The sequence below is a fragment of the Pedobacter sp. Leaf194 genome (genome assembly GCF_001423945.1).
GTDB lineage: Bacteria > Bacteroidota > Bacteroidia > Sphingobacteriales > Sphingobacteriaceae > Pedobacter.
Genome location: NZ_LMPU01000012.1, coordinates 46668 through 70363 on the forward strand (window position 1 = coordinate 46668; position 23696 = coordinate 70363).

Annotated in this window: 19 protein-coding genes and 1 other RNA gene; 6 read left to right on the forward strand and 14 right to left on the reverse strand. The window is 39.8% G+C overall.

The features are described 5' to 3' along the window. Nucleotides 1-96 precede the first annotated feature (96 nt). A complete protein-coding gene (locus ASG14_RS17230) occupies nt 97-1449 on the reverse strand; it encodes a Gfo/Idh/MocA family protein (RefSeq protein ID WP_056872323.1) in 1353 nt (450 codons plus the stop codon). 163 nt (nt 1450-1612) lie between these two features. Between ASG14_RS17230 and ASG14_RS17235 the strand changes: the two genes are divergently transcribed. Next, nucleotides 1613-2623: a LacI family DNA-binding transcriptional regulator gene (locus ASG14_RS17235; RefSeq protein WP_056872324.1), complete on the forward strand. Its 1011-nt coding sequence runs from the start codon at nt 1613-1615 to the stop codon at nt 2621-2623. A gap of 42 nt (nt 2624-2665) precedes the next feature. Here the strand turns inward: ASG14_RS17235 and ASG14_RS20320 are convergent, their stop codons facing one another. The 5 genes from ASG14_RS20320 to ASG14_RS17255 all read right to left on the reverse strand — a co-directional run bounded on the left by ASG14_RS20320 (nt 2666) and on the right by ASG14_RS17255 (nt 6610). Further along, complete coding sequence (locus ASG14_RS20320) at nt 2666-2803, reverse strand: hypothetical protein (RefSeq protein WP_157274978.1); 138 nt, start codon at nt 2801-2803, stop codon at nt 2666-2668. A 161-nt stretch (nt 2804-2964) separates the two neighbouring features. Beyond that, nucleotides 2965-3144 (reverse strand): hypothetical protein, encoded by a 180-nt coding sequence (locus ASG14_RS17240; RefSeq protein ID WP_010602585.1) that lies wholly within the window; start codon nt 3142-3144, stop codon nt 2965-2967. Nucleotides 3145-3324: 180 nt separating this feature from the next. Beyond that, nucleotides 3325-3909, reverse strand: a complete 585-nt coding sequence (locus ASG14_RS17245; protein ID WP_056872325.1) for a biliverdin-producing heme oxygenase — start codon at nt 3907-3909, stop codon at nt 3325-3327. A gap of 66 nt (nt 3910-3975) precedes the next feature. Next, nucleotides 3976-4395, reverse strand: a complete 420-nt coding sequence (locus ASG14_RS17250) for a response regulator (RefSeq protein WP_056872326.1) — start codon at nt 4393-4395, stop codon at nt 3976-3978. Between the two features lies 1 nt (nt 4396). Next, nucleotides 4397-6610: an ATP-binding protein gene (locus ASG14_RS17255; RefSeq protein WP_056872327.1), complete on the reverse strand. Its 2214-nt coding sequence runs from the start codon at nt 6608-6610 to the stop codon at nt 4397-4399. Between the two features lie 139 nt (nt 6611-6749). Between ASG14_RS17255 and ASG14_RS17260 the strand changes: the two genes are divergently transcribed. Continuing rightward, the gene (locus ASG14_RS17260) at nt 6750-7127 is read left to right on the forward strand and encodes a response regulator transcription factor (RefSeq protein ID WP_056872328.1); all 378 of its coding nucleotides are present in this window, start codon (nt 6750-6752) and stop codon (nt 7125-7127) included. Here ASG14_RS17260 and ASG14_RS17265 read toward each other — a convergent pair. The 3 genes from ASG14_RS17265 to ASG14_RS17270 are packed head-to-tail and all read right to left on the reverse strand — an operon-like array spanning nt 7124 to nt 8477. Beyond that, the gene (locus tag ASG14_RS17265) at nt 7124-7930 is read right to left on the reverse strand and encodes a mechanosensitive ion channel family protein (protein ID WP_056872329.1); all 807 of its coding nucleotides are present in this window, start codon (nt 7928-7930) and stop codon (nt 7124-7126) included. The two genes, ASG14_RS17260 and ASG14_RS17265, sit on opposite strands and share 4 nt — an antisense overlap. Nucleotides 7931-7953: 23 nt before the next feature. Continuing rightward, nucleotides 7954-8106 (reverse strand): hypothetical protein, encoded by a 153-nt coding sequence (locus ASG14_RS20325; protein ID WP_157274980.1) that lies wholly within the window; start codon nt 8104-8106, stop codon nt 7954-7956. 5 nt (nt 8107-8111) lie between these two features. Beyond that, nucleotides 8112-8477 carry an STAS/SEC14 domain-containing protein gene (locus ASG14_RS17270; protein WP_056872330.1) on the reverse strand — a complete coding sequence of 122 codons (366 nt, stop codon included), beginning with the start codon at nt 8475-8477 and terminating at the stop codon, nt 8112-8114. Nucleotides 8478-8626: 149 nt separating this feature from the next. On the opposite strand from ASG14_RS17270, the gene ASG14_RS17275 reads away from it, so the two are divergent. Next, nucleotides 8627-9745 carry an alpha/beta hydrolase gene (locus tag ASG14_RS17275; protein WP_056872331.1) on the forward strand — a complete coding sequence of 373 codons (1119 nt, stop codon included), beginning with the start codon at nt 8627-8629 and terminating at the stop codon, nt 9743-9745. A gap of 57 nt (nt 9746-9802) precedes the next feature. Here ASG14_RS17275 and ASG14_RS17280 read toward each other — a convergent pair whose 3' ends face one another. After that, nucleotides 9803-10573, reverse strand: a complete 771-nt coding sequence (locus ASG14_RS17280) for a Ku protein (RefSeq protein WP_056872450.1) — start codon at nt 10571-10573, stop codon at nt 9803-9805. A gap of 139 nt (nt 10574-10712) precedes the next feature. Between ASG14_RS17280 and ASG14_RS17285 the strand changes: the two genes are divergently transcribed. Then, entirely contained in the window at nt 10713-12983 is a 2271-nt protein-coding gene (locus ASG14_RS17285; RefSeq protein ID WP_056872332.1) for a glycosyltransferase family 4 protein, read from the forward strand. Nucleotides 12984-13040: 57 nt separating this feature from the next. On the opposite strand, the gene ASG14_RS17290 is transcribed toward ASG14_RS17285, so the two are convergent. Both ASG14_RS17290 and ASG14_RS17295 read right to left on the reverse strand, forming a co-directional pair. Continuing rightward, nucleotides 13041-14516, reverse strand: a complete 1476-nt coding sequence (locus tag ASG14_RS17290; RefSeq protein ID WP_056872333.1) for a glycoside hydrolase family 130 protein — start codon at nt 14514-14516, stop codon at nt 13041-13043. A 152-nt stretch (nt 14517-14668) separates the two neighbouring features. Then, the gene (locus ASG14_RS17295) at nt 14669-15754 is read right to left on the reverse strand and encodes a metallophosphoesterase (protein ID WP_056872334.1); all 1086 of its coding nucleotides are present in this window, start codon (nt 15752-15754) and stop codon (nt 14669-14671) included. A 141-nt stretch (nt 15755-15895) separates the two neighbouring features. On the opposite strand from ASG14_RS17295, the gene ASG14_RS17300 reads away from it, so the two are divergent. Continuing rightward, nucleotides 15896-17098 (forward strand): DUF763 domain-containing protein, encoded by a 1203-nt coding sequence (locus tag ASG14_RS17300; RefSeq protein WP_056872335.1) that lies wholly within the window; start codon nt 15896-15898, stop codon nt 17096-17098. A gap of 55 nt (nt 17099-17153) precedes the next feature. Here the strand turns inward: ASG14_RS17300 and ASG14_RS17305 are convergent, their stop codons facing one another. Continuing rightward, complete coding sequence (locus tag ASG14_RS17305) at nt 17154-18620, reverse strand: glutamate synthase subunit beta (protein WP_056872336.1); 1467 nt, start codon at nt 18618-18620, stop codon at nt 17154-17156. Nucleotides 18621-18623: 3 nt separating this feature from the next. Continuing rightward, nucleotides 18624-23123: a glutamate synthase large subunit gene (gene gltB / locus ASG14_RS17310; protein ID WP_056872337.1), complete on the reverse strand. Its 4500-nt coding sequence runs from the start codon at nt 23121-23123 to the stop codon at nt 18624-18626. 421 nt (nt 23124-23544) lie between these two features. Between gltB and ffs the strand changes: the two genes are divergently transcribed. Further along, nucleotides 23545-23644: signal recognition particle sRNA small type (gene ffs, locus ASG14_RS20080), an RNA gene on the forward strand. The last annotated feature ends 52 nt before the right edge of the window (nt 23645-23696 follow it).

Sequence of the window (23696 nt, forward strand, 5' to 3'; positions counted from 1 at the left end):
ATGTAAGCCGAATTTCAGCTTAAAAAAAACGCTCCTGAAAAAAGGAGCGTTTGAATGCTTTGTTGAGAAAAATATGGTATTTTAATGGCAATTGATTTAATATTCGTCTGATAACGCAAATATTGGTTTCCTGTTCATCCACTGACCACCGGTAAAATCAGGGAAGTCGACGGTTTCATTGCCCATTTCAATGGATTGCTCGCTCAGCGGCGTGATTGCACTCCAAGCCGCCGCGTCGTAAACATCCAATGGTGTAGGTTCATCACGCTTTGCGGCCTCAATGAATGCATGGATTACGAAAAAATCCATACCGCCATGTCCGGCACCCTGCGCATCATCACCAAATTTTTTCCAAAGTGGATGATCATATTTGTCGAGCCATTGCTTCGCGTCATCCCAGGTATGCGGTTTGCTCACGCCTTCAACATAAATGCCTTTATTTACATCCATCCATAAGCCTTTAGTTCCTTGAAATCTAAAGCCCAAAGAGTACGGCCTCGGCGAATTGGTATCGTGTTGTAAAATAATTGTTTCGCCGTTAGCGCAGCCGATGGTTGTGGTTACGATATCACCGAGCTTAAAATTAACTTTAGCATTGGCATGTGCCGCACCACCTTTTTCTACAATGTATTTGTGTAAACCAAGGGCTTTGGTAGAGAAAGAATTCAGCTTAACAAAGCGATTACCACGATTTATGTTAATGCATTGCGCCACGGGCCCGATGCCATGGGTTGGATACAAATCTCCATTGCGATAAACGGAATGATTCGTTCTCCACTTCGCTTCCGAAAAACCTTTTTCGCCAAACTCTACACCATGCCCATAAGGATTAACGCCATCGTTAAACTTTACCTCCCGTAAATCGTGTTGGTAACCACCTTGAAAATGCAGCATTTCTCCGAAAACACCCTGACGAACCATATTTAGCGCCGCCATAACATCTCTGCGATAGCAAACGTTTTCGAGCATCATTACGTGGGCATTATGTTGCTCTGCGGCATGTACAATATCCCAATGATCCTGTAAGTTTATGCCTAAAATTACTTCGGTGCCGACGTATTTGATGCCTGCATTTATTGCACCTAATATCATTGGCTTATGCAGCTCCCAGGGTGTAGCGATTACAACAGCTTTGATTCCCTTCAGTTCGAGCATTTTTTTCCATGCATCATTGCTGCCGGTAAAAATTTTTGGCATTGGCTTTCCGCTTTTGGCGATAATGGCTTTACTCATTTCGAGCATTCGGCTATCCACATCACAGATGGCAACTAAATTTACATCCTTTCTTTTTAAGAGCAAATCAAGATGATTCTGACCACGCAGGCCAACACCAATCATTACAACATTAATTTTTTCGTTAGATTCTGAAGCGAATAACGCTTTATCCGGTACAACCGCAAAAGCAGCTGTTGTTAATCCGGCATCTCTTAAAAAGTCTCTTCTGTTCATAAATAGTTTTAGAAAATTGATTTAATAAAGTGGTCTTATCTTGCCGAAAGTATAGATATTAAAGCTTCAATTGAAAAAAATGAGGCAAAAAAAACAACGCAAACGTTTGATTAATTTTGTATTATTACATCACTAACAAATTTTATATAGTTTAGCAACTTAAATGCAATCGAAACCAACAACCATAAAGGAGATAGCCAAACTTTTAAACCTTTCGCCGTCCAGCGTATCCAGAGGTTTACACGACCATCCGAGCATAGGTGTTGTTACCCGTGAACGTATAAAAGAGCTCGCTAAATCATTAAATTACGAGCCTAATAATGCTGCAATTCTTTTTCAGAAGGGGAAAACATATACTATAGGCGTAATTTTACCCGAATTATCTGAGCACTTCTTTTCCGTTGCAATCTCCGCTATTGAAGATGAAGCTTTAAAGAAAAATTACACGGTAATCTTTGCCCAGTCTCATGATGATTTTGCGAAAGAAGTTCGCTTGGTTGATAAAATGAAATACCAGCGGGTAGATGGCCTTTTGGTTTCTATAACTAAAGATACGTCTAACTTCGACCATTTCGAAAAATTGAAAGCCCTGAATATACCGGTCGTTTTTTTTGATAGAATTCCACCCTCAAAGAATGTGCATTCAGTGGCGTGTTCGCTTGAAAGCGCTACCATTAAAGCGGTTAATTTCCTGTTAAAGAAAGGTCACAGAAGTATTGGATTGATAAACGGCCCAACTACGCTTTTTGCGAGTGGTGAACGAAAAGATGGTTATATGCATGCCATTAACTTCAACCGGTTAAAGTTCGATCCATCGCTGGTAATAAACTGCGACTTAACTGAAGAAGGTACCATAGATGCTGCTAATCAGTTAATTAATCACAAAAGAAAGCCCACTGCAATTGTTGCTTTTAATGATTATATCGCCCTTTTCTTAATCAGATACCTTAAAAAACTCGGCCTTTCTGAAACGATAGATATCGTTAGTTATGCAAATTTGCCCATCATGGCTTACCTGGATTATTCACCAATTGCATCAGTTGAGCAAAATCCTTATCTGCAAGGGCAGAAAGCCGCTAATATTTTGCTGGATTTAATTAACAGCCCTACAACCGAAACGCAAGCTTATTATAACACAATTGTAGAGTCCGATTTGGTGATTAACAATAAGTAACTGCGGCACAATCAAACGTTTGCGTGGAGAAACTTGGTTTTTTTAGGCTTTCAGGTTAAAGCTTGTACTTTTTTTTTTTAAAATCACCTGTAAAATGCTGTGCGTTTTACCACCAACCAGAAATACAACTTCGCCTTTCGCTTGTTTCTCAACAGCTACATGATGAAAAGCCTTTTCCATCCTTATTTTATTCAGAGCTAATATAGTCAAACCGTTAAGGGCTTTAAATCGAACCTTCGTGAGTCGTGTTTTTTAAAGCGAATTACAGCCAATTGGCATAAGTTCAAACGCAAAAAGGTCTTGACGTTAATCAAGACCTTTTCGTTCATACTCGCGAAATATTATTTTCCAGAGTTTTTCTTGTCAGTTACTTCTGCACGGATTTCTTGTGCTAAAACTTTAAGATCTTGCATTGCTTTACGCACACGAGTACCAGCAGCTGCATTGCCAGCGTTATAAAATTTTTCTACATCTGCTTCAATAGCAGCAACAGCAGCTTTAACTTTTGAGAATTTTTCCATCGCTAATTGATGTTTTTAAGGTTTAAAAAATTTATTTTTTCAATAATACATATTTACCTTGAATTAACAAGAGAAAGCAAATTTTAATTTGAAAGAAGTTTTGCACATTTATAAAGTGCTAACATGCCCTTAGAACTATTTAAAACTATTTTTTAGTTTCCTTGCTAACAGATCCTCTAATTATTGAAGCTGTTCTGCCAGGCGAATTAGATTATCGAAGGTTCGATTTGCACTGGTTACGCAGAGCGCATAATCCTCCTCTTTAACCGTTTCATTCAATACATTGAGAAATGTTTTCCATTTTGCGCCCAATTGCTCACCATAAACGCCGTAATAGTTCAATCCGGCTTCATGACCCTCAAAATTCCGGTTAGAAAGCAAGTGTTTCTTTATAACGTTACCGCCAAGTGTAGCGCCCTCGAGTACGTAAAATGCACCTAATACTGCTGCATTGTTTTTCTCAGGAATAAAAAGCTCGAAATCTAAAGCCGGCAAGGTGAGCGGGTCGATGTTCCAATAGGTCAGGTCGCGTTCCAGTGAAGTGAGTTTAAGCCTCGAGTTCATTTCCATCTTATTGGCAATGTTTGCATCTAAGCTATTCGCGAGCGTATTTTCTAATTTTTGATGAACAATGTAGTTAACGATGAGCAGTGTTTTATATTCTTCAACGCTGAGCGAACGGTTCATAATTTCGTTTACGAACATCATTGCTTCAAGCGCCTTATGCCTATCAGCAGTTTCGCTTCTTAATAAATTGGAAATCATACAGGAGATAATTTTTAAAAAACAAAAGATCCGAATCAGCACCCGAATCTTTGCAAAGATGCAGGATTAATTTAACCTTAGGTGCTGGTTAAACCAAAAATCGTGTACGGAGTGTACACACTTTACAAGCTTGTCGTAACCATCGGGTTTTGTTAAATAGGCATTTGCACCGAACTCAATTGAAGCTTTTACGTCATCAGGATTATCTGAGGTTGAAAAAAGAATAACCGGGATGGATTTAAGATAGGGAATATCTTTAATAAACTTTAAAAGGTCTAAGCCTGATAAACCTGGCAAGTTTAAATCAAGCAAAATTAACTTTGGTTTTGTTTTGCTGTCGGCAAAGTTTTGCAGTCTTGCAAGCGCTTCCACCCCATCTTCAACAATGGTTAAATTTAAAGTTTCCTTAACTTCCTGAATGGCACTTTGCATAAAAAATGCATAGTCCACATCATCCTCTACATAAAATATATCCGGCGTTTTCATTTTAATTATTCTTAAAAGCTACATAAAAAGTAGAACCAACATTAAGTTTGCTTTCAAACCAAACTCTTCCATTATGCTTTTCAACTACCCGTTTTACAATAGCAAGCCCTACCCCTGTTCCCTCAATGTCTTTAACATTATCCATCCGCTTAAAAAGCTCAAAAACTCTGTCGTAATAACGGTTATCAATTCCTATACCATTATCTTTAACAGCGTAAATCGTTTCATTACCATCTATATACGCAGAAACCTCAATCTTGGGTTTATCAACCATCAGCGAATATTTTACGGCATTGCCAAGTAAATTTGTAAATACCTGGGCAATCATTGTTTTATCTCCTTTTATATCTGGCAATTGCCCTAAAATAAGTTCGGCTTTGTCTGCTTTAAAAGCCGACCATACCTCAACGCTCACCTCCTGAACGAGGGCTTGCATTTCGACGGTTTCAAAATTGATTTCAGAGCGGCCAACCCGGGCGAGGTTGAGAATTTCTTTTATCAAAAAATTCATCTTATCTGCGCCTGCTAAAATCCTACCTAACATTTTTCTTCCGTTTTCGTCGATGCTTTTATTCTTGAGCATCAACTCGGCATACGTTTTTATTGAGGTTAAAGGCGTTCGTAAATCATGAGATATGGTGTAACTAAAGGTATCAAGCTCCTCGTAAGCAGATTGAAGCTTTTCATTTAACAACCTTATCTCATTGGCCTTTTTGTTCAAATCTGTAATAATTATCTCCCGGATACGCAACACGGATGAAATCTCCTCCTGAAGCCACTTTTCAGATGTATTATTTACGACCTGAGCCCAGGTTTCGAAAGATTTTCTGGGCGACAGACTCAGCAATCCGTTTTCTGAGGGTGTTACTGGTTTTTCAGGATTCCCAGCCCAGTTAACAGTTTCTATTTGCTCAGGTTTAAACCAGATAATCATTTCATTAAGTTCTTTACTTAATGAACAGGATAAAATCCCTGAAGCAACATTCTTATAGTTTTTCGCCGGATGAAATATTTCGGATAACCTGTGTGTATAATAAACGGACTCATCAGTACTGGATTTCAACCATTCGGCCAACTCCAAAATATCTGCGCTGTCGGGTACTTCGCCAATTGTTTTTAATTCGTTCTCAAAAACGAGCGCAACACCGGTTGCTTTTGTAACATTTAATATTGTTCGCTTATGGCAGGTTAACGCATCCGTTAAATACTTGTCGCGGTTTAACTGGTCTGAAAGTATATTTGCGGTCTCTTTAAATTGTTGCACAATTTCAGAATCTTCCTCACCCTGTCGATATTCAAGTGCTGAAGAAAGAATTTGCCCGATTAATTTAGAACCTTCGCGGGCCTTGTAATCTATAAATTTCGGACTGTAGTTGTGGCAGGCAATCAGCCCCCACAATTCGCCATGCGAAATCAGCGAAATACTAAAGCTGGATTGTACGCCCATATTTTTCAGGTATTGAATATGTATCGGCGAAACGGCTCGCAAACTGCTGTTTGTTAAATCCAGTGGATGCTCATCCCTAAAGGTTATAATTTCGGCATCCAGTGTGTTAACGTTTGCAATTAGCCTGGTCAAATTGAGTTTATAAAGTTCTCTGGCTTGTTTTGGAATATCAGAAGCCGGATAGTGCAATCCAAAAAATGGCTCCAGCTTTTCTTCTTTTTCTTCCGCGACAACTTCACCATGGCCATCATCGAGGAACTTGTAGATCATTACGCGGTCGTAACCGATTAGTTGTTTTACCTCGGTAGCTGCACGCTTTAGCAATGCAGAAACGCTTTTTCCCTGCAACATAGCAGAAGCCGAACGCCCGATTGAACTTTGTAAATCGTATTGTAAGGTTACTGGCTCGAACTCCAAGAGCCAGTCATGCGAAGAAGATGTTATTACTAAATAGAACGGACGATCGTTAATTTCCAGGGGATGAGGGGCAATTGCATCGAAGCTTTTTCTTATGATGCCAAGTTTTAACAAATCCTCTACACTAAAATGTGGGTCTTGTTGTTTAATAAATTTATCGATGATGTTTAATGGCATCTCCAACAAATCCTTTGGCGGGCAATTGAGAAAGGCCTGCGCATTCTCGCTGATGTAAGAAATTTTGCCTGTTGATTTATCGACAGCAATTAAAAAACCATGAGATTGTACTTTTCCGGGAATGTGGATAGGTTCTTTATCACAATTCGTTAGATCTACAGAGAATTTATTCATAAATAATTGTTGCTACAAAAATATTAGAAATTTCCAATTATCAAATACGTAATTCATTTAAGAAAAATTCTATTTTAGTAATTTCGGTTTTGCTGTTTACTTTTTATTATATATTTGTTAAAATTTTAATGTTATCCCGTTGGCGAAAAAAAATATTTTGGTTGTTGAAGATAACCATGCAATTTTAGATGTTATTACACTTATTCTGGAAAGTGAAGCTTTTAATGTTACTGGTTTAAATAAAGGTGCTGATTTTATAAGTCATGTTCAGGATTTTAAGCCCCATGTTATTATAATGGATATTATGCTTCCTGATATAGATGGACGCGTTTTATTGAAGGAGTTGAAGAATGATGCCACAACAAACCACATTCCAGTGTTAATGATATCGGCCAGGTATAATTCTACAAATTATATACTGGATGACGTTCCTGCAGATGACTTTATGGCAAAACCTTTCAATATAGATGAGTTGATGGATAAAATTTATTCGCTGTTAAAGCAATCTGCAATTTAATCGGGCATACCCGGAAGTTTGATACCACCATTCTTTAAGTTTTGCATTAATTCCTTTTGGAAAACTAGCTTGGTGTCCATAAAGCCATGCGCCTTTACCCAAACGTTCAGGCTCACTTTGAAGCCGCTATCGTCTAACACAGAGACACCTATTCTACGCTCAGGTGTTTTTAAACAGTTTTTAAATTCTTCGACCGTTTTGTTAAAAATTGCTTCGACCTTGTCGTAATCTATGCCGTAACTAAACTTAATTTCGATATCCAACCTGCGGCTACCCTTTTTACTAATGTTGAGAATAACCTCATTAGATAGCTTCGAATTCGGAATCACCACCGTCCTGTTATCGAAAGTTGTAATGATGGTATAAAATATTTCAATTGAGGTAACAATGCCTTCCTGCCCTTGTGCAACAACATTATCGCCGACTACAAATGGCTTTAACAATAAAATAAGCACGCCGCTGGCGAAGTTTTGAAGTGTACCAGATAAGGCGAGTCCGGCGGCTACTCCAATTCCCCCAATTAATACGGTGAGAAATGTAAGCTCTATGCCGATAATTTGCATTACCGTTAGAACCAGCAATATTCTAAGCGTGATTACAGTAAGGCTGGCTAAGAACGGCCTGAGCGAGGGATTTACCTCTTTCCGGTGCATCCCGTTTGCAAGCCATTTCCCTAATAACTTTATTAGCCACAGCCCAATAAAAAGCAGAACAATACCTAATATAACCGACGGTCCTTTTAATATTAACCAATCATACACTTTATCATAAAATCGATCGATAGTACTTGCATCTAATTTCATAAAACGGGTAACAGCAGATATTTTTATGGTTTTTTATGTTTTACTGAGGAATCTTTGTTAACACTAACTTTCTTAGCGTCTTTTGCGGAGGTGGTGTTTTCATCAGCGCCTTTTGCTTTTGACGTTTTCGGTGCAGTAGCCTTGCTACGCTCTGCCGAAGTTTTAGAACCTTTCATAATTATTAATTTTCTACTAACCAAGCTTTAGCCTCTTCAAGCTCTTCTGGCTTAAATCCTTTAGAGGTGCCAGGGGTGGCAACTGTAAATACATCCGTAAACCACTCCACTCCTTTCTCGGCAGTTACTACCGCTATTTTTTTCCACTTTGTAAAATTCTGCAAACCCGCTTTCGCATCTTGTACCCAGGCACCGGCAGTAAACTGTTTTACATCGGTTTCTAAAACCAATAAATATCGTATTTCATCGAACTTTTCTGCAGTTCTTTTAAGTCCGGGTAGCAAAACATTTTTAATGTCTTCACTATCAACTTCGCCTGTTGCCCTTACTCCAAATACGTTATCCGGTAATCCTGTAATCTCTGTCAACATAATTTTATTGTTTGTAGATAGTAGAACACCCTTTTAGTTGAAGATGTTTGGAAATTGGTAAAATTCTAAGAAGTTGTAAGTGAGCTAAAACAGTTATCTGCCTGACGGCGTTATAGAATCATCATTTAATTAAAATAAAAATTAACCTTATGAAAAACACTTATCCAATCCTTACTGCCCTGGCGCTATCGGCCACACTAGCCATGTCTGCCTGCAACAGTGAGCAAAAAAATACATCGCAAAGCGATTCTTCTGTAAAAGACTCGATGGCATCCGCATCATTAAAACCTGCCGGACCAGCACCTGAATGGGGCAAAAGTATAAAACCCGAAATGCAGACTGTAATTGAAAAGCTGGTGAGCTACGGAGATAAGCCAATTGAAACATTAGATGCAACCTCGGCCCGCAAAAACCACACGCCAACAGATGCTGTTATGGATGTTGCAAAGTTAAATAATATTGCGATTCCTGCTGCAAAAGTAGATACAACCGGAAACGACATCGTAGTTTCAGGCGGTAAAATCCATGTAAGAATATATACGCCGAAAGAAGGAAAAGGTCCGTTTCCATTGATTGTTTATTACCATGGCGGTGGCTTTGTAATTGCAGATCTCGATGTTTATAATGCATCGGCACAAGGGTTAGCGGAACAGGTTGGTGCGATTGTAGTTTCTGTTGCCTATCGCCTTGCACCGGAACATAAATTTCCGGTTGCACACAATGACGCTTTTGCAGCCTATGAATGGGCGGTTAAAAATGCTGCATCTTTAAAAGCAGATCCTGCAAAAATTGCCGTAGTTGGCGAGAGCGCCGGTGGAAATTTAGCTGCGAATGTGTCAATAATGGCAAGAGACAAACATATAATGGTTCCGGTGCATCAGGTTTTGGTATACCCGATTGCTCAGGCAGATATGAATACCGAATCTTATAAAATGTATGCGGATGCAAAACCACTGAATAAAGCAATGATGAGCTGGTTTACTGAAAAGTATTTAACCACAATGATTGAAGCACAGAATCCGAAAATATCATTGGTTAATGCAAACCTAAAAGGATTGCCAACAACAACGATAATTACCGCAGAAATTGACCCTTTGCATGATGATGGTGTTATGCTGGCAAACAAACTTTCTGATGCTGGCGTTAAGGTAAACAGCAGAAACTATGAGGGTGTTACGCATGAGTTTTTTGGAATGGCACTTGTTGTACCAGAAGCTAAAGCTGCTCAGGCCTATGCTGGAGAACAATTAAAGGCTGCATTTAAATAATTATAAAGCACAAAAAAAAAGGGAACCAATCATGGTTCCCTTTTTTTTTTGTAATTATTAAGCTCCTTTCTTAGAACCCAAACTCTGCATAAGCTGATCGTATAAGTCATCACTGGTCGCTTTCTGCGGCTTGATTTTCTTCACAGTTGCCCGTTTACCTTTAGCTTTTGCTTTAATGATTTTAAGTAGCTCATCACTGTAATCATCTTTAAAAGCACTCAAATCGAATTTTGAACTATACTGTTTTATTAGCGCAAGGCCAACATCCATTTCTTTCTTTGTAATCGAAATATCTTCAACTTTCGTAATTTCAGACAAATCTCTAATTTCCTGTTGAAAGCGTATTTTTGTAACAACGATAACGCCATCCATGGGATGAATTACGCAAAGGTTTTCAGTGTTTCGAAGTACAAACCTTGCTACACCTGCTTTTCCTGATTTCTCCAAGGCCTTTAACAATAAAGCATAAGCTTTTCTACCCTGTTTTTCAGGCTCCGTGTAATATGATGTTTCGTAGTATACAGGATTAATTTCCTTGATGTCAACAAAGTTTTCTAGCTCAATGATTTTCGTTTTCTCTGGTGCCGCTTCTTCAAAGTCGTGCTTATCAAGAATTACGTACCTATCTTTTAAGAAATACCCTTTAACAATTTTATCGTAGGGAACCTCCTTCTGGCTATTCTCATTAACGCGAAGAAATTTAATTTTCCCGTGGTCGCGTTCGTCAAGCATATCGAGATCAAGGTTGCTATTTTGCACACCAGAAAACAACTTAACAGGGATATTTACCAATCCAAATCCAATGGAACCTTTCCAAATCGACCTCATATTAAAATTTTTTAGAAATTGCCTTATTAACAAGTTTGCAAATGGTATTGTTTGAATTTTCTTGGTTCATAATTTCCCCAATTCCAAACCATTTGTGTGTTTCAATGTTATTTCAATATCTAATCTTTTGAAATAGTATATGAAAATTGCCTACATTTCCACCTATCCACCACGAGAATGTGGTTTAGCAACGTTTAATCAGAATTTGGTTAATGCTTTAGGTTTAAATCCATCCTACGATGCTAATAAAAGTTTCATCGTGGCAATGAACGAATCGGATAATCTTGACGAACACGCCTATCCAAAAGAAGTTAAATTTATTATCCGACAGCAAAACCAACAAGATTATATAGACGCTGCCGACTTTATCAATAAAAGCGATGTTGACACCTGCATAATCGAACATGAGTTTGGTATTTACGGCGGCAACAGTGGTGTATTTCTATTATCATTGATAAATAATTTACAAAAACCTTTTATAACAATCCTGCATACGGTTTTGAAAGACCCAAGTTTTATGCAGCAAACTATTATTAAAGAGATTTCATTGAAGTCATCTAAAATAGTAGTGATGAGCAAAAAGGCTGTCCTATTTTTAACAAGCATTTACCAGATTCCTCAAAAATCTATTGAGTTAATTGAGCATGGTGTTCCTGATTTGGAACCAATTCCTGGTAATGAGGTTGCAAAAAGTGATTTATTTAAACAACGCAAAGTCTTGTTTACCTTTGGGTTGATAAGCAGAAATAAAGGGCTGGAAACCGTAATCAAGGCGCTTCCGTCAATTGTTGAGCGTCATCCAGATGTGCTGTATGTTATTTTAGGAAATACTCATCCTGGTGTTGTAAAGCATAATGGAGAGGAGTATCGCGACAGCTTAAAATCTTTAGCCAAAGAACTGGGCGTAGAAAATAACATCGCATTTGTAAACAAATTTGTTTCGGAAGAGGAGTTGCACCAATATTTAACGGCCTGCTATGTTTACATTACGCCATACCTGAACGAGGCGCAAATTACCAGCGGAACGCTTTCTTATGCAGTTGGTGCAGGCGCCGCCGTGGTTTCTACACCTTACTGGCATGCGCAGGAACTCCTTGCAGATAACAGGGGCAAATTGTTTGATTTTAAAGACGATATCCAACTTGCTCAAATCGTTAATACGCTTCTTGATGATGAAAACAAACACCGTGAACTAAAGAACAATGCTTACCAATATGGGCTAAAGTTGCGCTGGCCTGCAATTGGCAATGTTTACCTCAAAGTTTTAAGAAACGCACTAACAGATGGTAAAAAGCCGGGAAGAACGATACCCCCAATCATTGATGTAGACAATATGCCGGCTTTAAACCTGAATCATGTTGCCCTACTTACTGATGATACCGGTATTATTCAACATGCAAAGTTTGGAATACCAAATCTAAAAGAAGGTTATTGCATTGATGACAATGCCAGGGCACTAATTTTATCGCTGTTAGCTTACGATCAGGATAAAAATCAAAAAGCCTTGAAATTAATGCCCGTTTACCTGAGTTTCATTCAATATATGCAACGTGAGGATGGAAATTTCAGAAACTTTTTAAGCTTTAACCGTAGCTATCTTGATGAGGTCGGTTCTGAAGATTCGTTTGGCAGAACAATCTGGTCTTTAGGTTACTTAATCTGCACCGGCCCGAATAACTCGTACAGAGAATTTGGTAAGGAATTATTCTCGAACTCGGTGCCGCATTTCAAAGACTTGAAATACCTTCGTGCTATTGCAAACACAATTATTGGTATATCATACTATCTCTGTGCTCACCCTGGTGATGAACTTTTAGTAAAAGAAATCAACAGACTGGCGAAAACCTTGACCGAATCGTACAAACAACACAAAGATGGAGAATGGACCTGGTTTGAAGACATCCTGACCTATGACAATGCAATTTTGCCACTAGCCTTGCTCAGTCACTATGAGGCAACCAACAATAAAGAATCTTTTAATATAGCAATGGAAAGCATTGCGTTTTTAAATAGCTTTTCATTTGAGAATGGATATTTAAATCCGGTTGGAAATGATGGCTGGATGAAGAAACATGGCAAGAACCCGGTTTACGACCAGCAGGCACTAGAGACCATGGCAATGGTTTTAATGTATTCGAAAGCATTCGAAGTTACAAAAGACGATAAATACTTAAGTTTAATGCAATTAAGCTACGAATGGTTTTTAGGGAAAAACAGTTTGCACATTCCACTCTATGATTTTGAAACGCATGGTTGTGCAGATGGTTTACAGTTTAACAGTGTGAACAGAAACCAGGGCGCTGAAAGCACGCTTGCCTATTTTATCTCACATCTTACTGTTTTAAAGGCTGCTGAAATCGAATTTCAGACTTTATCATCTCCACTAGTGGATGAAGAGAAATGTATTTGAGCCGCTGATAGTTAAACAAAAAAAGGCTGACAAATTTGTCAGCCTTTTTTTTTGAACTTAATTGTTACCACTATTTTCGAGGAGCTTATTTAATAAAAGCTCCAGGTTTACTGTCGCGAACGTTGAACTATAATCTGACAAACCGTATGGAATTATCAGCTCTCCGTTGCTAATTATTGAACCGCATGAATAAACAACATTGGGCACATAGCCTTCGCGTTCATCATTATTAGGAATAATTAATGGCTCTTTTAAGTGACCAATTTCCTTACTTGGATCATCCAAATCAAGTAAACTTACCCCAATGCAGTATCTTCTCATCGGGCCAACGCCATGCGTGATTACAATCCAGCCTTTTTCTGTTTCTATCGGCGACCCACAGTTTCCAATCTGCACTAAATCCCAATCGAACCTGGGCTGTTTTAACAAAATTGGATTCTCCCAAACATTAACTTTATCAGAAAACATCAGGTAATTATTCCAGCCGTCAATTCTGCTCATCATTACGTACTTTCCGTTAATTTTGCGGGGAAACAGCGCCAAATTTTTATTTTGGGCCCCGTCACCATAGAGCGGAATCACTTTAAATTCATAAAAATCTTCAGTTTTTACCAGTTTGGGAATAATCAGAGAGCCATCGAAAGCAGTGTATGTTGCATAATAAACAATTCCACCATCATCCTTAATAAATTTCACAAAGCGTGCATCTTCGATACCTTTACGTTCAAATTCCGAGATTGGAAAAATTACGCGGTCTGAAATATCTGTATCTTTCGAAAAGGTAATGGTATGATAGGTATCAGACAACCAAAGCACTTTATCATATTCCATCAACCGCTGTGGATTATCTTTATGGAGCGTTTTAGAATCTTTGATTATGTTACTTAAACTTGTGTATTCGAATTTTTCATCAAGTTTAGTTTCCATTTCTTCCAAAACCGAAACGTCTATTTGTGCATAAGCTGCTTTCTTCAAAAACATCTTTTTTACATAAATAGCGTTTTTTACAACCTCAGCCTCATCAACATAATTTCCTACAGGTAAAACCTGAATATTATTCTTCGCATCAATAAGGGCACGCCTAAAAACAATTGATGAAATATGGCCTTCGCCAACGGCCCTAAAACTTATGATAACACGCTTTTCGCCTTCCACCAAATCTTTCTGATCGGGATCTTCAATTATACTTGGATTAAAAAAGGCGGCTGATTCTATGGAATACTCGTGCGTGAAGTAAGCACCAATCAGTAGCTTTGTGTAAGGATGTAAATCTTCCGGTTCTACGTTAAGTTCAATAAACTGCTTTTTTAGCTTTTTGCAGTGGCGGTTAAAAATTTTTGTAATGTTTCGGTGCCTTTTTGAATACTCCTGAAGTATAGGTGATATTATCGAAAAGACCTTTTCATCCGAAAACTCAAGCACTTTCTTTATCACCTGAAGTGCTCTTTCATCACCATTAAAGAAGAACCGGGCGATAACTCTCTTGGTATCCGGATTTACTTTTACGGGTTTTCGTTCTATGTATAATCTCATTTCGTATTTTTTTGTGTGTTGTAAAATTAAATATCCTCGGGATTTTTATATTAATAGAAACTAAAATATACGGTATTTGTTTCAGTATTTGTACTATAACGCCACGGGATTTCTAACAAATTTATTCAGGAAGAGCGATCGTTAATACCTAATCATTCAAGCAGATTTTTCAGACTCATTTCCTCCAGCACATATCTTTGTGGATGCCCGCTTTTTTGATAAGACCACTTGATGAGTCTTATTTGTCCTGATTCGATTTCGATGCCGGTAATATCGCCATCATTGAAGCAGCAGCAACCCGAATTAAAGTAACCAGACCTGTATTTATTAGAAATTGTTGAGTCCTCTCCTTTCGCCTCAAGCCCGGTCAGTTCCTTATTAACCGCCTCAACTGCAATAGCATCATGCGCAGCTGTTGCTTTCGTTAGCTTAACATAAAGTCGTTCTAAATGGGTTAGCGAGGCGAAAACCGGCTGATGGGTGTGACCGGTAATTAAGGCAATATTTTTTTGTGCCTGAACCCAATTATACATCAAAGTATTGTGCACCGTTTTGAGCTGATTATTATATGCCGGCGTATTTAAATTGATGCGGAGATAAGACTGCAGCGGTGCCCAGATTGTACTCACAAACCACTTGCTAAACCAGTTGCCGTCGCTTTGAAGGTCGCCCTGGTGCCCGTGAGTTAAGAAAACATCGAGCACCGTTCCATCAAAGTCGAAGCGTAAAATTGCGCCCTCATATATCCGTATTACTTCTCCGTAAATTCTTTTTAAGTTAAGTTGCGATAAAGGGTCGTTATCCCAATACAAATCATGGTTGCCGAAAATTTTTGTAAAGGCATTTCGATTTATAAATAACTTTTCGGCTTCAAATGTTTGCTTGTTGTGCCTTATGATTGTTTCCATAAGGTTTTCCCAAAGTTCTTCACTATCGCCCAGGTTTATGTAGTGAAATTTTTCTGATTCATAAAACTGAAGCGCCCCGAGGTAATTTTTTTCGGCAAGGGCAAAATCATCTGCAAAATCCCTTGCGCCTTTATGCTGGTCGGAAAGAATGATGAACCTATCACCTGCTTTGACTTCAAATATTTCGCCCCTCTTGCCCGGATTCGAGTAAATGTTTTCGTAGAGCTTGGATAGCGCTTCCTGAATTCGCTGGTTATCCGGCCTCGATCCAAATCTGTTAGACATTCTGACAATCCATCCGGTTAACAATTTCTGTAATAGTTTCCTCATTAACAATTTTGGGTATTTAGCAAAGTAACAAAAATCGGGAGCTTTAGTTTAACTGAACTAAGCAAGTTTATATGCTCAAGGCTGGAAAAAAAAATATGGAAAATACAGGAATTGCAAGAAGAATTACTAATTTTGTTAGTATTGAAAAGGTCAGGAAGTACAGATTTACCATTACATTACGGTCAGGTTCCGCCCTGGCTTGCAGAACGTATGGCCAAATTAGGTTTGGCAATCACTGAATCAATTTTGGCAGAGTATGGCAAGGCAGAGGTAATCAGAAGAATGAGCAATCCATTCTGGTTCCAAAGTCTAGGCGCCGTTATGGGTATGGACTGGCATTCTTCAGGCATTACAACCTCTGTGATCGGTGCCTTAAAAAAGTCTATCAATCCACGCTCAAAAGAACTTGGTATTTACATCTGTGGTGGAAAAGGGAAACACAGCAGGGCCACACCTGATGAACTTTTGAGAATTGCGGATAAAACGGGATTGAATGGAGCGGAGTTGGTACGAGCGAGTAAACTTAGTGCGAAAGTCGATAATACCGCCATTCAGGATGGATTTCAGCTTTATCTCCACAGTTTTATTTTGAGCAGCGAAGGCGATTGGGCTGTTGTTCAGCAAGGCATGTGCGATTCCACATCGACGGCCAGACGCTATCACTGGCATTCAGAGAATTTAAAATCTTTTGTTGAAGAGCCTCATACTGCCGTTTGCGGTATAAACCAAGGGAAAATTTTAAATTTAACTGCTAATGAAGCGGCTGAAACGCGAACCAGCATGTTGGCGATTACGGATGAAAAACCAAATAAAATGCTCGCTGAAGTTCAGAAGTTAGTTATGCCTTCACATCACGATGTGCGGGCAAAAGACGTTGATTTAAAAAGATTGGGTAGTATTTTGTGGTTGGCTCAGGAAAAAAAACCTGCTGATTTTGAGTCACTTTTGATGCTTGAAGGTATGGGGCCGAGAACGCTACAATCAATGGCTTTAGTTAGTGAAGTGATTTATGGAACGCCTTCGCGTTTCAGCGACCCGGCCCGCTATTCTTTTGCAAACGGTGGTAAAGATGGCCACCCATTTCCTGTACCCGTTAATGTTTACGACGAGACAATTAAGGTTTTGCAGAAAGCCGTTGAGATGGCAAAAATCGGTAACACTGATAAACAGCAGGCCATTAAAGCTTTACATCAGATTGCAAAAAATGCCGAACAGGACTTTGTTCCAAATATGGATTTCGACAGGTTAATAGAAAAGGAAAGAGCGGAAAGCTGGAAATTTGGTGGACGCACAGTTTTCGGAATTGAAAAGCCACCTTCTGTGAAGCAGCTAAGCCTGTTTTAAAACTAAAAAGGTCGCGACTTGAAGCCGCGACCTTATGAAATAGTTGGTTTTAATTTTAAGCGTAAGCCACCGCATCACGGGATGCGAGCTTAGTTGTTCCCATCAAATATTCGTCAACCTTCCGGGCGGCTTCCCTACCCTCAGAAATGGCCCAAACAACCAAAGATTGTCCACGGCGAACATCGCCAGCGGCAAAAATTTTGGCTATATTAGTTTGATAAGTATGCTCCGAAGCCTTCACATTTCCACGGTTATCCAGCTCAACGCCCAACTTCTCTATTAAACCTTCTTTTTGGGGATGCAAGAAACCCATAGCCAGTAGCACAAGTTCGCAAGGCAAATCTCTTTCTGTACCGGCCACTTCTTTAAAACTTACCGGTCTGCCATTCGCATCAATTTCCCATTCAACATCGACAACTTTTAAAGCTTTCAGATTACCATTTTCATCGGCAATAAAGTTTTTGGTATTTACCGACCATGCTCTTTGAGCACCTTCTTCATGCGATGAGGTGTTCTTCAGCAACATCGGATAGTTTGGCCAAGGCATATTTTCATTGCGGACCTGTGGCGGCATCGGCATAATTTCGAATTGCGTTACAGATTTTGCGCCGTGTCGGTTAGAAGTTCCTATACAGTCAGAGCCCGTATCGCCTCCACCAATTACAATTACATTTTTGCCACTGGCTAAAATATCTTCAACATCAAAAGTTCTGTCTGCCACCCGCTTATTTTGTTGTTTAAGGAAATCCATCGCAAAATGAACGCCTTTTGCTTCCCTGCCTGGAATCGACAAATCTCGGGGGATTGTTGAACCACCGGCTAAAACAACGGCGTTAAAATCTCTTAACAAGGTACTTATCTCTACGTTTTCGCCAACGTTCGCGTTACATCTAAAGATTATTCCTTCCTCTTTCATTAAATCTATGCGCCTGTCGACGATATTTTTTTGCAGTTTGAAATCGGGAATTCCATACCTTAACAATCCGCCTGGCGCATCATCACGCTCGAAAACGGTTACTTCGTGGCCCACTTTATTTAACTGTGCAGCAGCTGCTAAACCCGCCGGACCCGAACCGATTACAGCAACTTTTTTACCTGTTCTGATTAGCGGTGCTTTCGCTTGTATGTAACCTTTATCAAAGGCAATTTCAATAATGTGTTTTTCAATCTCTTCAATTGATACCGGCGGGCGGTTAATGCCTAACACGCATGCAGATTCGCATGGTGCAGGACAAATTCTTCCTGTAAATTCCGGAAAATTGTTGGTGCTCAATAAAATATTAGCAGCTAGTTCCCATTTAGCCTGGTAAACTGCTTCGTTAAATTCGGGTATTACATTGCCCAACGGACAACCCGATTGGCAAAATGGAACCCCGCAATCCATGCAACGGGCTGCTTGTCTGTTTAATTCTTGTGCAGGCAATTCATTTAAAAATTCGCCATAATGTTTTACTCTGGTTGCGGCCGCTTCTCTGGTCGGGGCAACTCTATCGTACTCTTGAAATCCTGTTACTTTTCCCATGACCTAGTGTGTGTTTACTTGTGACGCTCTTCTGCTTAAAACTGCTTTGTATTCTTTAGGGAACACCTTAATAAAATTGCCCGACTGATTTTTCCAATCGCTTAATATAAACTCCGCAACCTTACTATCTGTTAAACGGATATGTGTTTTAAGTAAAGCCAGAATTCTTTCTTCATCCTCGGTTAAAAGCGGATCTAAATCAACCATTTCTTTATTGCATTTTCTGGCAAAAGTTTTATTAGGGTCGTAAATCCAGGCGATACCACCACTCATACCTGCAGCAAAATTGCTTCCCGTGTCGCCTAAAATCAAAACTTCACCACCTGTCATATATTCACAACCATGGTCGCCAACACCTTCAACAACTGCAGTAGCACCAGAATTGCGGACGGCAAAACGCTCACCAGCCTTTCCGCGTGCAAATAATTCGCCTGAAGTTGCTCCGTAAAGTGCCACATTACCAATAATTATATTTTGTTCGGGAACGAACGTTGAGTTTGAGAATGGATAGATAGCCAATCTTGCGCCTGATAAACCTTTACCAACGTAATCATTGGCTTCGCCTTCAAGCGAAAGCGTAACGCCCCTGGTGTTGAAAGCGCCAAAACTTTGCCCGGCAGAACCAACAAATTTGAAGTTAATTGTATCTGGTGGAAGTCCGGCGCCTAAATGCACCTTCGATATCTCATTTGATAACATGGTACCCAGCGCACGGTCTGTATTTTTCACCTCAAAGCTTGCGAAAATTGGTTCATTATGGTCTATCGCGGGCTTAGCGGCAGCAATAAGCTGATGATCCAAAACATTTTCAAGTCCGTGGTCCTGACTTTCGGTATTAAATAACGGCAATCCGTTTTCTTCAGCTTTAAATAAAATTGGAGATAAATCCAGATATTTTAGTTTCCAGTCTTCAGCAGGCAACTCGCGTACTTTCAAAATATCTGCCTGGCCAACCATTTCGTTAACGCTTCTAAAGCCAAGTTCGGCCATTATTTCACGTAACTCTTCCGCTAAGAAATGGAATAAGTTAACCACATGATCTGCATCTCCTGTAAATAACTTTCTCAGTTCAGGATCTTGGGTTGCAACACCAACCGGACAAGTATTTAGATGACATTTGCGCATCATGATACAGCCTGCAGTAACCAAGGCGGCCGTGGCCACGCCAAATTCTTCGGCGCCAAGCAGCGCTGCAATTGCAATGTCTCTACCTGTTTTTAGTTGCCCATCGGTTTGCAGTACGATTCGGTTACGCAGCTTATTTTTCACCAATGTTTGATGCGCCTCTGCCAAACCAAGTTCCCATGGTAAACCAGCGTGTTGAATAGAAGTAAGTGGCGAAGCACCTGTTCCACCGTCAAAACCCGAAACCAGAATCACATCTGCGTGGGCTTTTGCCACGCCTGCAGCGATGGTTCCAACACCCGCTTTTGAAACTAGTTTAACGTTAATCCTGGCCGCACGATTAGCATTTTTTAAATCAAAAATTAATTGTGCCAAATCTTCGATTGAATAAATATCGTGGTGTGGCGGTGGAGAAATTAAGCCAACGCCAGGCGTTGAATGACGAACTTTTGCAATCCAATCGTCTACTTTATGTCCCGGTAATTGTCCGCCTTCGCCAGGTTTTGCACCTTGGGCCATTTTAATCTGCAATTCATCAGCGTTGGTTAAGTAATAACTGGTTACCCCGAAACGTGCTGATGCAACTTGCTTAATCGCAGACCGCATGCTGTCGCCATTTGGCAATTTTGTATAGCGCATTTCATCCTCACCACCTTCACCAGTATTACTTTTTCCGCCAATGCGGTTCATTGCAATTGCTAAAGTGGAATGTGCCTCGTGAGAAATGGACCCGAACGACATTGCTCCTGTTGCAAATCGCTTTAAAATCTCCGTTGTAGATTCAACTTCATTTAAGGGCACAGACGTGCGACTGTAATTAAACTCGAACAAACCACGAATCGTGTAAGCCTGCTGTGTTTGCTCGTTCACGAGTTTCGAATACTGTTTAAAAATATTGTAATCGTTTTTACGCGTTGCGTTTTGCAGCAAATGAATGGTTTGCGGGTTAAACAAATGCGCTTCGCCACGGCGGCGGAATTTATAAGTGCCGCCGGCAGGCAATAAATTTTCTGTTTGCGTTGCCGGACCAAAACTACGGTGATGTTTAACCAGTGTTTCTTTCGCAATTTCATCCAGCCCTAAACCGCCGATTCGGGAAACTGCACCTGTGAAATAGGTATTAACCACCTGTTTGTTTAAGCCTAAGATTTCGAAAATCTGAGCACCCTGATAAGACTGGAGGGTGGAAATGCCCATCTTCGAAAAGATTTTCAGCAAGCCACTATTCACGGCATAAATGTAATTTTTAGTTAACTGCTCAGCCGATAATCCAGATTCGCTTTGGAAACCATTTATCGTTTCTAAAGCCAGATAAGGGTTAATAGCAGTTACGCCAAAACCCAGCAAGGTCGCGAAGTGATGGACCTCCCAAATATCTCCACCTTCGATTACGATACCCACAGCACCACGATAACCTTTACGGATCAAGTGATGATGTACAGCTGAAACCGCTAATAAAGATGGCATTGCAGCATGTTCCGAATCGATTGCCCTATCGGTTAGAACAATAACCTGAAAGCCATCTTCAACAGCATCAACGGCATAACGACATAAGCGATCTAATGCTTTTGCCATAGCGCCGGGCTTTCCATCCGCCCTAAAATATGTTTGTAAAGTTTTAGCCTGAAAAACGCCTGTATCAATACTTCTAAGTTTTTCAAGTTCCTGGTTGGTTAATATCGGATGCTTAATTGCTACACAATGTGATTGTAGTGGGTTTTCTTCCAATAGATTACCATTGCTTCCCATAAAACTGGCCAAACTCATCACTACTTTTTCGCGGATTGGGTCGATTGGTGGGTTGGTAACCTGGGCAAAAAGCTGCTTAAAGTAGTTTGATAGGTGTTGCGGCCGCTTAGATAAAATTGCTAACGGTGTATCGGTTCCCATCGAACCAATTGGTTCTTTTGCTTCGATAGCCATCGGTTTAAGCAACAGATCGATATCTTCCCTGCTGTAACCAAAAACCTGCTGATATTTAAAAATCGATTCTTCGGATAAGCCTGTAAACATTACACGTGGCTCTGGTAACTCTTCTAAACGAATTTGATATTGATTTATCCAATCGGCATAAGGGCTTTTACCACAAACCTGAGTTTTAATTTCTTCATCGCTGATAATACGGCCCTGTTCCATATCTACAACAAACATTTTGCCCGGTGTTAATCGCCCTTTCTCAATAATTGTACTTTGGTCAATCGCTAAAGCCCCGGCTTCAGAGCCCATAATAACGCGGTCGTCGGAAGTTATTGCATAGCGGGACGGACGCAGGCCGTTGCGGTCTAACGTTGCGCCAATCAACTTACCATCGGTAAAGGCAATCGCCGCTGGTCCATCCCAAGGCTCCATTAAAGTAGCATGAAATTCGTAAAATGCCCGCTTCACCGGGTCCATATCTTCATTTCCATCCCATGCTTCCGGTACAAGCATCATTAGCACATGCGGCAGCGTTCTGCCTGCATGAAGTAATAGTTCAATAACATTATCTAAACAGCCTGAATCTGAATTGGTTTCATCGATTACAGGGAGTAACATATCCAACTCTTCGGGGGTAAAATATGCCGAGGCAAAAGATTTAACGCCGGCTCTGAACCAGTTTAAATTTCCCTGTAAAGTATTTATCTCACCATTATGCGCTATAAAACGGAATGGCTGTGCAAGCCTCCAGGAAGGAAAAGTGTTGGTAGCAAAACGTGAATGGACAAGTCCTAGCGCAGAAACAACCCGCTTATCACTTAAATCAGTAAAATAAGTGCGCACCTGCAGTGATGTCAACTGCCCTTTATAAATGATGGTTTGCGCAGAGAGGGAAACAATATAAAAATCTTTACCACCGTGAACGGTGTTGGTGATTAACTTTATCAGGTAGTTTTTAAAGATGTAAAGTTTTCGTTCAAAATCTGCACCTGGATTAACTGCGTAAGGACGGGCAATAAATACCTGTTCAATTTCCGGTTCTACCGAAAGCGCCATATTTCCGATGTCATTGGTATCGGTTTCTACCTTTCTAAAACCTAAAATTTCCAGTCCAAGTTTCTCTGCTGCACGATATATAAGCTCTCTGCATTCTTCTCTTGAACGAATATCTTTTGGCATAAAAAGCATGCCGACACCATAGTTATCGGTTGCTGGAAGGCTAAAGCCCGCTTTCAGGCACTCGTCGTAAAAAAATTCGTGAGGAATCTGAATCATAATACCTGCACCATCGCCTGTATTTGGTTCGGCCCCACATGCCCCTCTATGATCTAGATTCTCTAAAATAGTAAGTGCATCGGAGATTATTTGATGCGATTTTCGCCCTTTCACATGCGCAACAAACCCGATGCCGCAGGCGTCGTGTTCAAATTGCGCATTGTACAATCCACTGTTTGGTTCCATTCTTTGCTCGTTAGTTGTTAGTGTATAGGAAACACTAAGATACAAAAAAGAAAGACCAAATTACAGGATTGACACCATTTTTAGAATAATTTTAGCCATAAAGCAATAATAACTAACTAAATTAAAATTTCGATAACGATGAACCCGATAAATTAACAAAATCATAAAGCCGATATTTATTTAAAATCGTTCTAAAAATCAATTTTAAAACCTAAACCGATTTACATCTATATTTAATAATGAATGTAAATTTTATAAATGAATAAAATTTACATATTAATATTTTCGTTTGCTCCTGTAATTTCTGTTATCGCATCAGAAAACGAATTTTATCAATTTACTAATCAATGATATAGCATTAATGACTAAAAAATTAGAAAAATGCATTTTGCGGAACAACATCTTTTTCTACCTTTGTGGCGGGCAAGTCTTTTACGACCAGCTCCCTTTGAACTCCCCCAGGGTGGGAACGCAGCAAGGGTAGAAGGTTGTAGCGGTGCGATAGAAGGTGCTTGCCCTTTTTTTTCTTTTCCCTTAATCCCCTGAAGGGGGAATTAAATTCTTCAGGGTTGA

Bases quoted from the DNA above. Each gene is read 5' to 3' on its own strand.
- ASG14_RS17230 (WP_056872323.1), bottom strand. From the start codon at position 1,449: ATGAACAGAAGAGACTTTTTAAGAGATGCCGGATTAACAACAGCTGCT.
- ASG14_RS17235 (WP_056872324.1), top strand. From the start codon at position 1,613: ATGCAATCGAAACCAACAACCATAAAGGAGATAGCCAAACTTTTAAAC.
- ASG14_RS20320 (WP_157274978.1), bottom strand. From the start codon at position 2,803: ATGGAAAAGGCTTTTCATCATGTAGCTGTTGAGAAACAAGCGAAAGGC.
- ASG14_RS17240 (WP_010602585.1), bottom strand. From the start codon at position 3,144: ATGGAAAAATTCTCAAAAGTTAAAGCTGCTGTTGCTGCTATTGAAGCA.
- ASG14_RS17245 (WP_056872325.1), bottom strand. From the start codon at position 3,909: ATGATTTCCAATTTATTAAGAAGCGAAACTGCTGATAGGCATAAGGCG.
- ASG14_RS17250 (WP_056872326.1), bottom strand. From the start codon at position 4,395: ATGAAAACGCCGGATATATTTTATGTAGAGGATGATGTGGACTATGCA.
- ASG14_RS17255 (WP_056872327.1), bottom strand. From the start codon at position 6,610: ATGAATAAATTCTCTGTAGATCTAACGAATTGTGATAAAGAACCTATC.
- ASG14_RS17265 (WP_056872329.1), bottom strand. From the start codon at position 7,930: ATGAAATTAGATGCAAGTACTATCGATCGATTTTATGATAAAGTGTAT.
- ASG14_RS20325 (WP_157274980.1), bottom strand. From the start codon at position 8,106: ATGAAAGGTTCTAAAACTTCGGCAGAGCGTAGCAAGGCTACTGCACCG.
- ASG14_RS17270 (WP_056872330.1), bottom strand. From the start codon at position 8,477: ATGTTGACAGAGATTACAGGATTACCGGATAACGTATTTGGAGTAAGG.
- ASG14_RS17275 (WP_056872331.1), top strand. From the start codon at position 8,627: ATGAAAAACACTTATCCAATCCTTACTGCCCTGGCGCTATCGGCCACA.
- ASG14_RS17280 (WP_056872450.1), bottom strand. From the start codon at position 10,573: ATGAGGTCGATTTGGAAAGGTTCCATTGGATTTGGATTGGTAAATATC.
- ASG14_RS17285 (WP_056872332.1), top strand. From the start codon at position 10,713: ATGAAAATTGCCTACATTTCCACCTATCCACCACGAGAATGTGGTTTA.
- ASG14_RS17290 (WP_056872333.1), bottom strand. From the start codon at position 14,516: ATGAGATTATACATAGAACGAAAACCCGTAAAAGTAAATCCGGATACC.
- ASG14_RS17295 (WP_056872334.1), bottom strand. From the start codon at position 15,754: ATGAGGAAACTATTACAGAAATTGTTAACCGGATGGATTGTCAGAATG.
- ASG14_RS17305 (WP_056872336.1), bottom strand. From the start codon at position 18,620: ATGGGAAAAGTAACAGGATTTCAAGAGTACGATAGAGTTGCCCCGACC.
- gltB (WP_056872337.1), bottom strand. From the start codon at position 23,123: ATGGAACCAAACAGTGGATTGTACAATGCGCAATTTGAACACGACGCC.